This is a genomic window from Mucilaginibacter angelicae, from assembly GCF_042434235.1.
In the GTDB taxonomy this organism is placed as follows: domain Bacteria; phylum Bacteroidota; class Bacteroidia; order Sphingobacteriales; family Sphingobacteriaceae; genus Mucilaginibacter; species Mucilaginibacter angelicae.
In genome coordinates this window covers 236,936-253,365 of the sequence record NZ_JBHLTS010000020.1, presented here as the reverse complement: position 1 = coordinate 253,365, position 16,430 = coordinate 236,936, and the positions used below count along the sequence as shown (strand labels likewise).

Below are 16,430 nucleotides of genomic sequence, written 5' to 3'. Positions count from 1 at the left end.
CCAATTATGAAAAAGATAGCCCAAAATCTGCTGATCGCTCTGATCAGCGCTTTATCTGCATCAGCTTACGCGCAAACATCAAGCCCCAAACAGCCATTTTTCCCAAAGGGGACTATATTGTACGGGGATGTAAACTATGCCGGTGATACTTTAAAAAAGCACTTGCTGGATATTTATCTGCCGCCGGTTGCAAAGGAGAGCTACCCGGTTATTATCTGGATTCATGGTGGCGCCTGGATGCTGAACGATAAGTATGCTGATATGGGCTATATGCAGAAAACGGTTCAGGGATTTATTGACAATGGTTATGCTGTGGCTTCCATTGATTACCGCTGGAGCACTACCGCACCATTTCCGGCGCAGATTCAGGATTGTAACCAAGCCATCGAGTTTCTTTATCAAAATGCTTCAAAATATAAGCTCAATAAGGATAAGTTTGGGGTGATCGGTTTTTCGGCCGGAGGGCATTTGGCATCACTATTAGCTTTATCTAACAATAACAATATCAAACAATTTTACCCGGAAGGGAACAAACCTCATTTTAAAATAAAGCTGGCGCTTGATTTTTATGGCCCCTCAAACTTCCTGTCGCTCAAAGGCACCGATGTTAACGACCCCAAGAGCCCGGTTAGCCTGCTGCTTGGTGCTTATGCTATCGATCGGCCCGATCTGGCCAATATAGCCAGCCCGGTTACTTACGTTGATAAAAACGACCCGCCATTCCTTATTGTACAGGGCGAAAAGGACGAATCGGTAAATTACACGCAATCGGTTTTGCTGAGCTCATACCTTAAACTTGCCGGGGTTAAAAACGAGATTATTATTGTACCCAATGCACCGCATTACGGGGTAATGTTTGATGCCGAAGAGATCAGGAAGAGGGTGTTTTATTTTATGGATTCGTATCTGAAGTAGTTTCATTACCTGTACTTTGATATTCCTTCACAAGCGTTTTTAAAAGAGATTGCAATGCAAGCGCATTCCAGTCGTGCGCAAAGGTGTAGCTTTTTTGCTGGCTTTTATTTTGCTTGTTGTAAACCATAAAGTAGTTAACATAATTACCAAGACCAATTTGGGCATATGGCAGTATGTTTTTATTATCCCAGCTGATGCCGCCTTCCTTGAATGTCATCCCGCAAAATTCAAAACTCCCGCCATTTTTGTGCCTATAGTAATGATCGAGGTAATGGTTTGAAAAATGATAATTCCATAATTTATTCACGATGTCAACCCAGGCTTTTCTGTAGATCCTTTTTCGAAAGCGGTAATAGCTGCTGAACTTTATAACGATGCTTTTTTGCTGCAAGGTTTTAATTTCAATGAAGTAATGACAACCGATAGTGAATGCATATCCGCTAATACCCTTCAATCCATACCTGAAAGCAATTAATTCATCCTTAGGGATAGATACAGGACTTTCATTTTGAGCTGCCCCGATAGTAACACCGTCTTTAGCTATCAGAATCTTTCTGTAAAGCTCTGTGCTGAATAGTTTAGGTATTTCAACGGTGAAAGTATCGTGCATGCAGCTAAAATAAGCAATGTACGCTTATCGGTTCCATAAAAAGTTCATTACACAAATAGCTTTTTAAACAATAACTTTATGTTTGGATAAAATTTGCGCCAATGCTAAAAAAAGTGAATCCGAAGAAAAAAAGTAAACTTGTTAGTATCCTGTTCGCCGGGTTTATAACTGGTACGCTTGATGGCCTTGCAGCCATGATCCTGAATTATAAAGTTAATCCGGGCATTATTTTTAAGTTTATTGCCAGCGGCGCTTTTGGCCCTCCCGCTTTTGCAGGTGGTGCCGAAATTATAGTTGCCGGGGTGATTTTTCATTACGTTATTGCTTTTTTATTCAGCGCGGCGTTTTTCCTGCTTTACCCGTTCTTTTATAACGGGTTGCGTAATAAATACTTTGTCGCTCTTATTTATGGGATTGCGGCCTGGCTCATTATGAATTTAGGTGTTGTGCCCCTAAGTAAAATAACCATGAAGCCAGGATATCATATTCCGGTAAGCACTATCCTTATAGGGATGCTTACATTAGTGATCTGTATTGGCTTGCCCGTTGTTTTCATTGCCGAAAGGGAAAATAAGAAAATCGCATAATTATGAATGTGCCCGAAATGCCACTGCTTGGTACCGAACGCCTGTGTTTGCGAGGCTTACTTGATTCGGATGCCCGGCAAATCATGGCTATCCGCTCCAATGCCGAAGTGAATAAATACCTTGAGCGTTCCTATGATTGCTCCATAGATGAAGCGCTCTCGTTTATTAAAAAGATAGAAGGTATAGTGAACAGGGGCGAGGGTTTTTACTGGGCTATCACACTGGCAGATAAAGATGAACTGATCGGAACCATTTGTTACTGGAACCTTGAACCAGCCGATAAAAAAGCAGAAATAGGGTATGAGCTTTATCCTGATCAACAAGGGAAAGGCTTAATGCAGGAAGCATTATCGGCTGTGCTTAGCTACGGTTTTGAAACTGCTGGCTTTGAAGTGATAACCGCCTGCCCGCTTGAGGGAAATGAAAGCTCGGCTAAGCTGCTAACAAAAAGCGGTTTTACACTCGCCGGTAAATTCCCATCGGATAATGGTGAAAATACTTATCTTAATTATCAGCTCAGTAAAGGTTTATGGCTGTCGCGCGGCCATAAATGAAAGAACCCGGCTTTTCGACCGGGTTTTTCATGGATTTAAATTTAAACAAAGTGTTTTGTGATTAAGGCGTCATGACACCATTAATGCCGTGTACTACGCCGTTGCTTGCCTCGGTATCAAACGCGGTAACCAATACGGCGTTGCCTTTGGCATCGGTGATCTGCAGGTTGCTTTTATCATTTACAGATAAGTGTAATGTTTGCCCGTCGATGGTTTTCAGGTCTGCCTTGCCTTTACCTGCACCTAAGGCCTTAATGATATCGGCTTTGGTATATTTACCTGCAACTACGTGATATTTCAATATCGGGGCAAATTTGGCCGGATCTTTCATCAGGGCATCAAACTGTGCTTTTGGCAATTTGCTGAAAGCTACATCATTTGGTGCAAATATGGTGAACGGGCCTGGGGCCTGCAATGTTGGCTCAAGCTGGGCCGATTTTATTGCCAGCGCCATTGGCGCGTAATTAGTTGATGTTGCCATAACGCCAACCACATCGTTTGATGCAGCAGCTGTTGATGGTGTGGTTGCAGGAGCAGCAGTTGTTTTAGCAGTATCCTTTTTGGTTGTATCCTGTGTTTGAGCTATTGCCTGGTTTGATAAAAAACCAATGGCTATTGAAGCAAGGGCTATTAAAACTGACTTTTTCATGTTCATCTTTCTTTCTGTTTTTGTTAGTGAATTAAAATGTAATGAGTAGTCGTTTATATCGATATAATTAATTAAAAGTTATTTATTTGGTTAATTACTATAGTTTAATAACTTGTAATTACGTCAAATGGTTTTTAATTAATTAACATTTGTGGGTAAAGGCGTGGAGGAGAGGGGAATAAATTGCCGTTTACAAAGGGGGAATACAAAGACTGATTTCTAAATTTTAGATAAGGCTAAGTTATTATCTTTGAAAAAAAGAAGGGTGTTCTTACCATGAACCAACGGGAAAAAATAATCTGCTCCCTGCGGCACCGCTGAGCTAACTACATCTATTCCGCGGGCTTTAAATTTATGAAGATCAAAGTAAAATTCAATAGTCGGGTCGGTAAGTTGCTGGATGCTATCAGCCTTTTGTGTGTTTGTGATAGAAAGTGAAAGGAATTTCTCATCCTCCCGTAACAGTTTGTAATCTCCAGGTTTCAGGTAAACGGTATTATTGTTATCAAAAAAAACAAAATTACTAAGGACGTGCATCCTATTACTATCTGGCTTAAAGGCGATATTAAGACCTGCAAATGCAAGAAACATTAAAATAAACACCTTCAGTTTTTTCATTTAATACGATCTATTGCCTTGCTTTTTGCAATTCATTAAACTTTGCAATGAGCTTATCAATGCTCTTAAGCCCGAATTTATGCTCATGGATCTGATCTACCAGGTCAGGTTCATCGCCCATAATATCGCTCATGATATCTTCAAAATTTTCATCGGTAAGGCGTTTCATGCCCGCGGTACTTTCACCGTAGTAGTAGGTTGTTTTTGAACTGCCGCCCCGGCCGCCACCGCCGCCAAGGCTAATGCCTATGCCACCACCAATTCCCCCGCCATAACCACCGCTGCCATAGCCTGCCGATACACCGGGACTAATACCAAAGCCGCTGCCACCACCGCCCTTGCCTCCTTTAGCCATGAAAAGTTTCACGGGCTCATCAAGCACTACTTTTACAAAGTCGGTTTCTTCTTTTGTCCATGATTCATTTGCGGGGGCATGGGCTACTACAAAACTATCCTGACCGGCAACAAACGATTTTAAATCGCTGGCGCTTAATTTATATGGGTTGGTCTTTTCGTTTTCCCTGAATTCAATAAAGCCCTCATCTTTTAAAGGCCCCTTGCCCGGCGGATTAGTGCGGATCAGCCCGGTTTCGCGGTTGCCCTTTACATCGGTAAAGCTACCAGGTTGCCATTTTTGCGAATAAGCTGTTCCGAAGCACAGCACAAAGAATAATATGATTAAAATTGAGCGCATAATAAATTCAGATACCGATATAATCAACGCAAATTTAACATATTTAATATTGCTGTTTTTTTGCGGTGTGCATATTTAACATTTATTAGCTTTTACTTTGTTTTTTTAGGACTTGAATGAATTGTTAAACAAGTATAGGCAAATGTGCCGGCAACTGTATGGGGTTTATCGGCAATGATCCAGCTCAAAAGATAGTAACATTTAAAATACATAATAGCAGGAAAATAGTACGCCTAAGATTTAGATATTTGAGGCTAAAATCATAAAGAATTATTAAATGCAGATCACTGTTGATTTACGAAGCGATACCGTAACCAAACCAACTCCGGGTATGCTCGAAGCTATGTGGAGTGCCAAAGTAGGCGACGATGTTTTTGGCGAAGATGAAACCATAAATGACCTTGAAGCCAAAGCTGCTGCCATGTTTGGTATGGAAGCCGCTATCTTTTGTCCATCGGGTACCATGACCAACCAGATAGCCATTAAATGTTTTACCCAGCCACTTGACGAACTCATTGCTGATCAAACTGCACACGTTTATAGGTACGAGGGTGGGGGCATTGCCTTTAACTCGGGAGTTTCAACCCGGTTATTGAATGGTTACCGAGGCATCCTTACGCCCGAAATGATAGAACCAGAGATTAATGCCGAAAATATCCATTACCCGCATACCAGTTTGGTAGTACTTGAAAATACGGTTAACAAAGGCGGCGGCAGTTGCTACACGCTTGAACATATCAAACCCATTGCCGAATTGTGCCTGGAGAAAGGATTAAAGCTTCATCTCGACGGTGCCCGGATCTTTAACGCACTGACCCACACCGGAGATGCCGCGGTTGATTATGGAAAGTATTTTAATGGTATTTCAGTTTGCCTTTCGAAAGGATTAGGCGCGCCTGTGGGCTCGGTTTTATTAGCTGATAAGGAAACTATAAAATATGCACGCCGCATTCGTAAGGTGTTAGGTGGTGGGATGCGCCAGGCAGGCTTTTTGGCAGCTGCAGGGATCTATGCCCTTGACCATCATGTAGAACGTCTGAAGATAGATCATGCCCACGCACAAATTTTGGGTGAAGAACTGAGCCGCTTGCCTTGGGTAAGCAATGTAGTCCCGGTTGAAACCAATATTGTTTTGTTCGATACTGTTGAGCCGGCGGCTATTGTGCTTGCTAAGCTTGCTGATAAAGGGATCAAGGCCAGTGATACCGGTAAAAACCGGATCCGCTTTGTTACACACCTCGATGTGCATGCTGAGCAGGTGGAATATACAGTGGAGGTTTTGAAGGGATTGTAAAAAAACAAAAACGTCATTGCGAGGAGGAACGACGAAGCAATCGCGAACTGTGCAGATCGACTCTGTATAGTTCGCGATTGCCACGCTGCGCTCGCAATGACATGATTTTAACATTTTACCCTCTGTCGGCAGCTTGCCTCTCAACCATCCAGCCCGGATATTCTTTGGTCAGGGCGCTTACCTCATCAATTTTTTGAAGTTCATCTGCCGATAACTCCAGTTCGATGGATTTAAGGTTATCGTTTAATTGCTCGATGTTTTTAGCACCGATGATGGTACTGGTTACACCTTTTTGCAAACGGACCCAAGCCAGAGCCACCTGTGCAGCAGATACATTATGCTGCTGACCTATTTCGCTGATCACATCAATGATGTCATAAGCTTTGTCTTTATTCACAGGCGGAAAATCAAATATATCACGGCGGGAGTCGCCGGCCTTTTCGGTATTGCGGGTGTATTTGCCTGATAGGAAACCGCCAGCCAGCGGGCTCCATGGCATTACGGCCAGGTTAAGGTCTTCGGCAACAGGCAGTACCTCACGCTCAATATCACGACCGGCCAGCGAGTAATAATATTGTAAGCCTACAAACTTATTCCAGCCATTTTTTTCGGCTATGCCGGCGGCTTTCATTACCATCCAGGCAGGCCAGTTGCAGCAGGCTATGTAACGTACTTTGCCGGTTAAAATAATATCGTTAAGGGCGCGCATGGTTTCCTCAACAGGCGTGCGTTTATCTACACCGTGAACATAAAGTACGTCGATATGGTCAAGCTGTAAGCGTTTAAGGCTGGCATCAACCGAGTTGAAGATGTGGAACCGGGATAAACCGATATTGTTTACGCCTTCGCTCATTTTGCCGCGTACTTTGGTGGCTATCACCAGTTCATCACGGTTTAATCCTAAATCAATAATGGATTGGCCAAGCAGGGCTTCTGATTCACCGAAGGAGTAAACATTGGCGGTATCAATAAAGTTAATACCGGAGTCAACAACGGTTTTCATGAGTTCATTAACGCCGTCCTGTTTGATTTTGCCTATGGCCTCCCATATGCCGCCTGAGCCGCCAAAGGTCATGGTGCCAAAGCAAATTTCGGATACCAGCAAGCCGGTACCGCCTAAAAAATTGTATTTCATAAGTAGATGGATTTTGTGATGTGAAATTAGGTGTACTATTAACGAATGTCAACCATAAAAAGTCAGGGAAAGGTAAAGTTGGGGTTGGTAACAAGGGTGTTACGGTGACTTTACTTACCCTGACCGCGCGTCGCAGGTCAAGCCTGTCTATGGCTTTGACGTAACGATGCTTTTGATTTTATCCTTGTACTGTCAATATTTTGTCAGTGTTCAACTTTTAAAAGTGTGAACACCTGATACTTTTTTGAAAAATATTACTATTGATAATCAATTAGTTATAGATTTAATAAAGTTGATTTTTTGCTGATGTGAACGGTTGTGGTTTGATAATCAGTTTGTTATGAAAATGTGTTTTCGAAAGTTGAACACCCGTTTTTCAAAAATTGAACACTGGCAGACTTACTCTTGCGCTCGTCTGTGACGAGTGCTGAAACTGGCTTCGCGATTGCATCGCGGGTATTGCGTTATAAACGCAAACCCATATTAAGCACTCGTCACAGACGAGCGCAAGTAATCAATACTTTGAATAAAGCCATTTTTCTTTCCACGTTTATTTCTTAGGCTGATATAACTGGTTATAAAAGATACTCAACCCATACTTAGCCGATTTCCACTTTTCATCCAATGCTGCCGGGGCAGGGCCGGGGCTTTGGGCAAAGTTACCGGTGATGATATCCATGTCGCCATCACCGTCAACGTCGGCTTTTTCAAGGGTGAGGGTTTTGATAGGTACATCACTTTTTTGAATGTATGCTTTGAAGGTGAACTGGTCTTTGTTGATGTTTTCGAGATAAATGAACGATTCATCAACCAGTTTTCCAAATTCAGGAAAAAAGGAGGTTGCTACAAAATCAATATCACCGTCCTTGTCAAAGTCTTCGGCCAAAACCCGGGTTACACCGTATATCGGGTAAAAGAATTTCTCCTTAAAAACATCAGCTCCCTGGTTTATATGCAGCCTGATGCCGTGATATGCTTTCAGGATATTGGAATAATCGGCATTGTCGCCATGCACGGTTACGATATCGGTCAATCCGTCATTGTTATAATCAACCAAAACCATATCGGTGGTGCCGTAATCGGGCGGGAAACGTAATACCCGTTTGGCTTTAAAATTAAGGTTATCCTTCTGGTAAAAAATATAAACGCTTTCATCCCCCTGCGAAAACATAGCCACAATGTCTTTTTTGCCATCGCCATCCATATCTTTTATATAGCATTTGATGGCACCGGGCAGGGGCAGCAGCACATCTTCAATGTACTTGCCCGATTTGTTCTTTTTATATAGGGATAGGCCGCCTGTTTTATTGCCAAAGTTACAGACTACAATTTCGGGTACACCATCGTTGTTCAGGTCGTTAATTTCTGTACATACAGGTCGGTGCAGTTGCGTGAGCAGGGAAGTAGCTCCTGTATCAGCCAGTTGGGCGTATGAGCCCGTACTGAGTTCGGTAGGGTAAAGTTTGCCTATCTGGGTAAAGTAGGTATTGTTTTTATAAAAATTAAAATCAACAACAGGGCTTTGGCTTTTTATGGTTTTGGTCACCCCTTTACCATATTGCCAGTTTAAAACCTGGTTATAAAAATTACCAATCCACAAAGTCCGGGTAGTATTATCATACTCAAGGCCGGTAATGAGCGATGGTGTTTGATCATCAACCTGTACATCCTGTCTTACAAACTGTGTAAGCGGGCTATTCCGGCTGAAGCGGTTTTCATCAATAGCAACACTATCAGGTGCATTACCAATGATATAGTCCCTGATCTTAGCCCAATCAGCCTCATTACAAACCGGTTCTTCGGGGATAATATTATGCTTTTTTACGATAGCACGTTCTTCATCAGATAATCCCCTGAGCGGATCATAATTGGGATAAATGATCCCCATACGGGCCGCCATGATGGGCAGCACGTGCTTCGCCCAAATTTCCCTGGTAAGGCCTGCCGGATCGGGGGCTAAATGGCAAACAGTGCAGTGGCGTAAAAATAATACGCGCCCTTCCTCATCAGCCGCTGCGGCAGCAAGCTTAGTTTTTATAGTAAACGAGTTAAGACTCAGGAGCCCGGTAATGATGAAAAGTAATACTAAAACCGTTCTCCTGATGTGCATGGTTAAAAGCTGTTTGCTTTTAACTACGTTCTAATTGCCCAAATAGTTTACTCCGGCTGCTTTTAATTTTTTTATAACCGCAGCTGCAACATCACGCCCCTGCTGGTTTCCGTTAACAATGGCATCTTTAAAATGGATGCCACCATAAAAACGGGACAAAGAAGCTTCTTCTGCCGCCTGTTTAAATGATTTAAATTCGCGTGGCCCAACACCGTAGGGGATCTCCGAATCGTCGGTATAACTAAACTTATCGCCCAATAAATAGCTCAACACCCCGGCCGACGAATTTGAAAGCACGGCGTGGCCGCTCGGATACTCGGGAAAGGGCGGGGTTTGCAGCATTGGCACCCATTTAATATCAATGTATTTGTTAATATATGTTTCGGGGCGGATACCATTGCTGCGGTATTTTTCGTCCCAGCAACTGATAAAAGCATCCATTTCGGTCATGGCAACCAGGGTTGTTACTTCTATCGATTTATCAAAACTAAGCCCTGCTTTTTTTACGGCAATGCCGGTAATGTTCATCCAGTGCCCTCCTGGACTTATCTTTTTAAAGCCGATCATCATGTGGCCCGATGTGGTAACCGCAAAAGGGTTACAATCCCAAAAGTTGGCAATCATAATCTGCTCGGCCGACATGTTTTTGGATACTTTGTATACAGCGTAAGCCTCTTTATAAAAATCGCTGGTACTGTCGGTGCTGAAAGTGGTTGGCCTTACGGGTACAAACTGGCTGGCCGAGTCGATAAACATTGGGCGAATAGTTTTCCAGTTGGGCTCAACGGCCTCCATATACATTGGTGGGGTAGGGAACCAGTTTTTACCGCCTTTTATGGGCGAATACCGGAGCCTGCCGCTCAGTTTGTTGTAATTATCCGATTTGGAATATTTAATAACCTTAGCAGCCATTTCTGTCGCGGCCGCTATTGATTGTTTGATCACATCATCGCTAATGCTGTTCTCTTTAAGAAGAGCTACGTATTTATCTTCATCATCCTGCAGCATGAAACCCGATGGCAGCATCTGTTTGCCTGTTTCCAGTATGCAGTACATGGCAGCTATGCGGTAATCGTACTTATCGGCCGGGATGCTGATCTGGTTATCCTGGGTGTAGCTTTTGATGAAATTACCAATCGGTACCAGCTCTTTATTATTCAGGCAAACCAAATTATAAGCCCCAAGGGTTACGTATGTGTAATAACGTGAGGCGGCAGGAGGGTTTACCACATCATGGATCATAACCGCCGAAATAGCGTTCACTGCCTTATCAATGTGCAGGTACGGAAGGATGGGGTTTTTACTTTTTTGCGCGTAGGCAGTTGTGCCTATCAGCGCTAAAAACAATATGGATATTCGTTTGATCATTTTTTTAAATCTCTTTCTGAAAAATTACTTAAAAATAAAAAAGGCGTCATTGCGAGGTACGAAGCAATCCCAAACTATACAGAGCGGCTCTGCTAATCGGGGATTGCTTCGTATCTCGCAATGACATTTTTATATCATCAATCACCGTTTTGGTGCAAGTCTTGTGTGGTGGCAAATGAGGGGCTGACTTGTGACTCTGCTACAAATCACAAGTCAGCCCTCTCACCAGCAACCACACAAGACTTGCGCTAAAGCAGGGTCCTGTATAGTTTGGGATTGCTTCGTTCCTTATAATGATGTAATTGTAAGTTGTTGATCATTAAGTATGTTTTTCTATCATTTTTATAAACATGGGCGTTGCCTGCGGCCCGGGCTTTCCGTTGCAAGTCCTCGCCTTGCCTGCCCGCAAGCCCAACCCGCGCTGTGGGCTTTTCACTGCAATCCCTAACGCGGCCTGCGCACAACATCGCTAAAATATATTTAGCCTCTTTTGGCGCAAGTCTTGAGCGCTGGCCTGTGAAGGGCTGACTTGTGACTTTGCCTTAAATCACAAGTCGGCCCTCTACGCTGGCAACCACACAAGACTTGCGCTAAAGCAGGACTCTGCTACAAATCACAAGTCAGCCCTCTCACCAGCAACCACACAAGATTTGCGCTAAAGCAGGACTTGTTTAAAACGGATGTCACGCTGAGGTACGAAGCATCTTCTTCATTCTGTATTGCGGTTCTGTTTATCGAAGAAGATCCTTCGCTATCGCTCCGGATGACAATACTTAATACTTCCAACTCAATATTTATAAAACTGCAATGCCTGGCCTGATACACCTATCAGCACATAATTGGCACCGTTTATTTTTATTTCTGTAGCCGATTTAACATCGCCATTTACCGATAAGCCGGCAACCGGCTGAGTTTGGTATGTAAAATTGCCTTTGCCATCGCCATTAAGCAGGCAGCCATAGTTGGCATCAAAGCTGCCCAGTTTAAGGCGGTTATCGGAGTGATTGCCCAACAATAGCAAGTCTGTTTTGCCATCGTGGTTAAAATCACCGGTAATAATCTCTGATACTGATGAATATTGGGACTGTAAAGGCAGCTGACCTTTTACAAACTTACCATCCCGGTTCAGGAACAGACATGTTTCAACCTCATTAGCTGTAAGTTTAGTGGCTTTTGCAAGCTCTTCTGGCGTAAATACATCTTTCATGGTAGCATCGCAATAAGCTTTGTATGAGGTGAACCGTTTACGCATCGGGTAAATCTGGTCGTTCAGTTCATCACGGCTTACAAATGGATAGCTTACCCCCTGGATATAAAAGTTAAAGAACGGATCTATTGAGCCATTACCGTCAAAATCGGCAAAGTACATTTCGGCAGGTTCGGCTTGGCTGGCGTGGATCTGTGTGTTTTCGCCAAGGTTGCCTGCAATAATATCTGGCTTGCCATCGCCATCCACATCGGTAATGGTAAGCGTATTCCAAAAACCACTTACCGGATGCTCAAAGTATTTGGCGGTTTCATCAACAAAACCGGCTTTGGTATTAGTAAACACCATAATGGGCATAAACTCGCCGCAAATTACCAGGTCTTTACGGCCATCGCCATTCAAATCGGCCCATTGGGCATCTTTGATCATGCCTATACCGGTAAATGGCGCATCGGTAATTTCAAAATGACCGCCACCTGTATTGGTAAGCAGGTAGCTTTTTGGCGCCGTTGGGTAATAGCCCGGTGTAACGTTCGATCCTATAAAGAGGTCTGTTTTTCCATCACCGTTATAATCACAGGGGCGTACACATGATTTACTGCTTCCGGTTAGCACCGGGAGGGATGTGCTCGAAAAGCTGAAATTGCCTTTGCCATCGTTCAGATATAGTTTATCCTGAAGCTCGTTAGCTCCCGGCTCTAATAACGAATAGCCGCCTTTAGCTATATACAGATCGGGGGAACCATCGCCATTGGCATCAAAAAATACTGCTGCAGATGTGTTTTCCTTGTTAAGATCTGATATTTCCTGAATGGTGTAAGTGCCGCCTGCTTTCTGGATAAAAATCTTACCTGAGGTACTTTGGTCGCCGGCTATAAACAGGTCTTCCAGGCCATCCTTGTTAACATCAGCTTTGGCTATTACCGGGCCGGTTTTTGAGCTCATGAACAGCATCAAAGGCTGGCGTTTAAAATCGTTAATGGTATTTTCGGTATGGGTATAATCAATAGCCGGCTTAGCTAAATTAAAAACTGGTTTTACATTGCCTTTGCCATCGGTTTTAAATACCGGATTGCCTGTTTTGTAAGTGATGTTTAAGCGTTGATTGGCTTTAACACCGGTAAGCAATTGCGAGGTTTGATCGGGCCAGATGATCCTCACTGAATCAACCTGTTGCTGATCCCCCAAACCAAAATTTAAAACAGTGGATACGCATGAAAGATAGCCCCTGTTTGGGTTAACCTCCTGGTATTGTACTTGTTTGCCATTGTATACAAATACTTTTGAACCAATGGCGTTTGTATTGCCATCCGGTTGTTTAAGGTTTACCGCCAGGTAGTTCTTTTTGCCGGTTTCCATAGTCATATTCTGTAATATGGAAGCCTCGCTGTTGATGTTATTGGTAATCAGGTCAAGGTCACCATCGTTATCAAGGTCGGCATAAACTGATCCGCTGGAGATACCGCCTTTGGTGATCCCCCAATCCTGCTTTTTATCGGTAAAGGTGAGGTTATGATTATTTTGGAAAATATAGTTGGATAGGGTAGTAGAGGGCATGGCTTTAACCAGATCCATGAGCAGGAAGGGCTCGCGGTCCATAGCTTTTTTTAGCTTATAATCGCCCCAGTAACGTAGAAAATCCTTGTTGGTATAATCGCGGAAGTATCCGTTGGAGATAAAAATATCTTTATAGCCATCGTTGTCAAAATCGGCAATGAGGGGGCACCAGCTCCAGTCGGTATTGGAAACACCTGCCAGCTGGCCAATTTCGCTGAATGTGCCATCGCCATTATTAACCTGCAGCATGTTACGCATGTATTGCTTGTACAGGTTCTGGTTCAGCATCAGTTCAAACGATTCGTAGTTTTCCTGAAGCTGCAACAGCTTTTGGCGGCGGTTATCGGGCGGCAGCATGTCAAGCGTCATCATATCAGGCAGGCCATCGTTATTGATATCGGCAATATCAACCCCCATCGAAAACTGGGAGAGGTGCTTGAAGCATTTTTTACTATCCTCAGTAAAAGTGCCGTTTCCGTTATTTATGTATAGGTAGTCGGGTTCGTTATAATCGTTGGTTACATAAATATCCTGTAAACCATCTTTGTTGATATCGGCAATGGCAACGCCAAGGCCAAAAGTGAGGGGATTTTGAATGATGCCCGCTTTTTTGGATACATCAACAAAATGGCCGCCCTGGTTTTCAAAAAGTTTATTGCTGGCCAGTTCGTCGGTTTCGGCTTTGGCCTGTGCAAATTCAAGGTTGCTGATTTTTTTTACATTATGGTTAAGCAGGAACATATCCAGCTTGCCATCATTATTATAATCAAAAAATACAGCCTGGGTGCTGTAGCCCGGATCATCAAGGCCGTATTGTTTGGCCATTTCAACAAATTTATTGTTGCCTTTATTAATGAAGAGCTGGTTGCGGCGTTTGGCATTATCGCCAAGGCCCGAGTAGCATACATAAATATCTAACAGACCATCGCCGTTAACATCGGCCATGGTAACACCTGTTTTCCAGTCGCCGGGCCTGCCTGCAAGGCCGTCACCGGCTTGCTGGGTAATGTCTTTAAATTTGAGGTTGCCTAAGTTGAGATACAGTTTGTTTTGACCAAGGTTACTGGTAAAAAACAGGTCTTCGAGGCCGTCATTATTGATGTCGCCAACGGCAACACCACCGCCATTATACAGGTACTCGTACGAGAGTACGTTGAGCTTTTCATCCTCAACCAAATCATTGCGGAATTTAATGCTGGTTTCTTCGGGTGTGAGCAGCTTAAAAAGAGGCTGCTGTGCATTGCTGCGCATACTTTGTAACGTAAGCAGGGCAACAGTACAAAATGTAAAAGTGTTTAACCTTTTGAGTTTAAAATTAAAGAGAAGAGAAGAACAACACATCATCAACAGATTTTATTTTTCCGGACTGCAGGGGACTTAAAATTAATTATTTGTATTGATAATTGCCACCGGATTACTAATCCTTTTTGTTGTAAAAACTAAAAAACAAGGCTATGAAGCCATAGCCTTGTTTTTTTAAAGGAATTTATATAGGGGTATTATTTATCCCACCATACTCTTGCAGTAAATACGTCGCCGCCTGTAAGATTAGCAACTGCTGCGTTATAGTTAGCGCCGTTGGTAGTGATCAGGGTAAGCGGATATATAATGCGGCGCGGAATAGAGCCATCGGTGAACTGACCAACATATTTAACAGGTGTAAGTACAGGGATGCCTGTCCTTCTCCAGTTTGCCCATGTTTCATTATGGATAAAGGTTGAAGAAGTTTCAACATAATATTCCATATTGATTTGCTGTAATGCAGTAGCAGGCACAAGCGGGTGAGCAGCAGCGTAGGCCGTAGCAGTTGCGCTGGTGATTGATGCAGCTGCATTAAACTGTGCAAGCTCAAGCTGATCGGCTACAAGCGCGTTTGCATAATGTGTTGCAGCGCTACCAGTGGCCCAGCCTTTTGTTGCCGCTTCTGCTAATAATAATTCAGTTTCGCCGTAAGTTAAAAGCATATTGATGCCGCTTTTGTCAACAGGTGAAATAGAGGTGCTTGAAGTATAGTAAACCTGCAGCCTTGGGCGTGAGTATTTACCATCAGGAGCGGCAGCGTCATTGGCAACAGACGGATCTGCAGGTGAAGTGCCCGGATAACCAGGTGCCTTACTGATATCAGTGGCACCGCCATTAAGGTCATAGCCGTTTGGCATGCCGTGTTGAACAGCAGCATCGTTATTACCTGCTACCGTTTCATTTGAGTTAGCCGCTTTACCAGTGCCTGAAGCAATTTCAGCAATGGCTGAAATCCTTGGGTCGGCAGTTGTCTGCATGTAATCGATCAAAGTTTTCGACCAGCGCACTTCCCTAAAGTCATCAGGAACGGTCAACGCATTGATAGTGCTGTTTGCATTACCGTTAGCATTATCTGTTTTTACTTTAGCGTTGTCATCAATTGTAGCCATTGTGCCAGCTGCATAAGCTTTTTCAACATACTTTTGAGCTGTAGCAGCATCAACTTTAGTTAAACGCATAGCAACCCTTACCATTAATGAGTAACCTAACTTTTTCCATTTGGTGATATCGCCTGTGTAGAAAAGGTCAGAGCTTGGTTTATCTTTCGAAGCATCAAGACCGGCAGTAGCGCCGTCAAGATCAGAAAGCATTGCAGTGTAAATATCCTGCTGCTTGTCAAATTTAGGGGTAAAGATCCCCTGTTTTGCCATACCTGCTTCAGAATAAGGAACATCACCATAAGCATCTGTTACACGCTGTAAAATGAACACCTTCATGATGGTTGCAATTTTATTCAAATTGGCGTATTCCGCTTTACCATCAGTAAGGTTTTTCATTTCCTGCACAAGTGTTTCGGCCGAGTAGCCGCTATTGTAAACCCTTGCTTTGTAATCATTAAATGAACCTTTATAGATGTACTTATCACCGTTACCGTAATAATCGTAAGTTGAAGCTAACGATTGTGACCACATGCTTTGGTAAAGCAACTGATCGTACCCAGTTTGCGAATACTGGATCTGAGCTTGTGCCAAAAGGAAATTAGGGTTAAACACAGCTGCCGATGTAGCGTTTGGGTTTGTGTTTATCTTGGTGAAATCTTTTGTACAACCCGAAACAAGAGCCGCGGCTAAACAAAAGCCGCTATATATGAGTCGTTTTTTCATCTCTCTG

General features: G+C 43.3%; 13 protein-coding genes. 4 read left to right on the top strand and 9 right to left on the bottom strand.

From position 1 onward, the window contains the following. Positions 1-6: 6 nt before the first annotated feature. Positions 7-915, top strand: coding sequence for an alpha/beta hydrolase fold domain-containing protein (locus ACFFGT_RS09270; RefSeq protein ID WP_377022242.1), 909 nt, complete (start codon positions 7-9; stop codon positions 913-915). Here ACFFGT_RS09270 and ACFFGT_RS09265 read toward each other — a convergent pair. After that, complete coding sequence (locus tag ACFFGT_RS09265) at positions 893-1,525, bottom strand: hypothetical protein (protein WP_377022241.1); 633 nt, start codon at positions 1,523-1,525, stop codon at positions 893-895. The genes ACFFGT_RS09270 and ACFFGT_RS09265 overlap by 23 nt on opposite strands. Before the next feature lie 101 nt (positions 1,526-1,626). On the opposite strand from ACFFGT_RS09265, the gene ACFFGT_RS09260 reads away from it, so the two are divergent. Together ACFFGT_RS09260 and ACFFGT_RS09255 are read left to right on the top strand one after the other, a co-directional pair. Next, positions 1,627-2,112 carry a hypothetical protein gene (locus ACFFGT_RS09260; protein ID WP_377022240.1) on the top strand — a complete coding sequence of 162 codons (486 nt, stop codon included), beginning with the start codon at positions 1,627-1,629 and terminating at the stop codon, positions 2,110-2,112. Positions 2,113-2,114: 2 nt separating this feature from the next. After that, the gene (locus tag ACFFGT_RS09255) at positions 2,115-2,666 is read left to right on the top strand and encodes a GNAT family N-acetyltransferase (protein WP_377022239.1); all 552 of its coding nucleotides are present in this window, start codon (positions 2,115-2,117) and stop codon (positions 2,664-2,666) included. Positions 2,667-2,727: 61 nt separating this feature from the next. Here ACFFGT_RS09255 and ACFFGT_RS09250 read toward each other — a convergent pair whose 3' ends face one another. From ACFFGT_RS09250 to ACFFGT_RS09240, 3 genes are all read right to left on the bottom strand, one after another. Beyond that, entirely contained in the window at positions 2,728-3,315 is a 588-nt protein-coding gene (locus ACFFGT_RS09250; protein WP_377022238.1) for a fasciclin domain-containing protein, read from the bottom strand. 219 nt (positions 3,316-3,534) lie between these two features. Then, on the bottom strand, positions 3,535-3,933 hold the full coding sequence (locus tag ACFFGT_RS09245; protein WP_377022237.1) for a hypothetical protein: 399 nt from the start codon (positions 3,931-3,933) through the stop codon (positions 3,535-3,537). Between the two features lie 10 nt (positions 3,934-3,943). Beyond that, complete coding sequence (locus ACFFGT_RS09240; RefSeq protein WP_377022236.1) at positions 3,944-4,627, bottom strand: hypothetical protein; 684 nt, start codon at positions 4,625-4,627, stop codon at positions 3,944-3,946. Between the two features lie 277 nt (positions 4,628-4,904). Here ACFFGT_RS09240 and ACFFGT_RS09235 point away from each other — a divergent pair, with 277 nt between their 5' ends. Next, positions 4,905-5,921: a threonine aldolase family protein gene (locus ACFFGT_RS09235; protein ID WP_377022235.1), complete on the top strand. Its 1,017-nt coding sequence runs from the start codon at positions 4,905-4,907 to the stop codon at positions 5,919-5,921. A 115-nt stretch (positions 5,922-6,036) separates the two neighbouring features. Here ACFFGT_RS09235 and ACFFGT_RS09230 read toward each other — a convergent pair whose 3' ends face one another. The 5 genes from ACFFGT_RS09230 to ACFFGT_RS09210 form a co-directional block, all read right to left on the bottom strand. Further along, positions 6,037-7,056: an aldo/keto reductase gene (locus ACFFGT_RS09230; RefSeq protein ID WP_377022234.1), complete on the bottom strand. Its 1,020-nt coding sequence runs from the start codon at positions 7,054-7,056 to the stop codon at positions 6,037-6,039. A 550-nt stretch (positions 7,057-7,606) separates the two neighbouring features. Beyond that, the gene (locus ACFFGT_RS09225) at positions 7,607-9,166 is read right to left on the bottom strand and encodes an FG-GAP-like repeat-containing protein (protein WP_377022233.1); all 1,560 of its coding nucleotides are present in this window, start codon (positions 9,164-9,166) and stop codon (positions 7,607-7,609) included. Positions 9,167-9,196: 30 nt separating this feature from the next. Further along, positions 9,197-10,534, bottom strand: a complete 1,338-nt coding sequence (locus ACFFGT_RS09220) for a vanadium-dependent haloperoxidase (protein WP_377022232.1) — start codon at positions 10,532-10,534, stop codon at positions 9,197-9,199. Between the two features lie 787 nt (positions 10,535-11,321). Next, entirely contained in the window at positions 11,322-14,549 is a 3,228-nt protein-coding gene (locus tag ACFFGT_RS09215; protein WP_377022231.1) for a VCBS repeat-containing protein, read from the bottom strand. Positions 14,550-14,797: 248 nt separating this feature from the next. Next, positions 14,798-16,423, bottom strand: coding sequence for a SusD/RagB family nutrient-binding outer membrane lipoprotein (locus ACFFGT_RS09210; RefSeq protein ID WP_377022230.1), 1,626 nt, complete (start codon positions 16,421-16,423; stop codon positions 14,798-14,800). Positions 16,424-16,430: the final 7 nt, after the last annotated feature.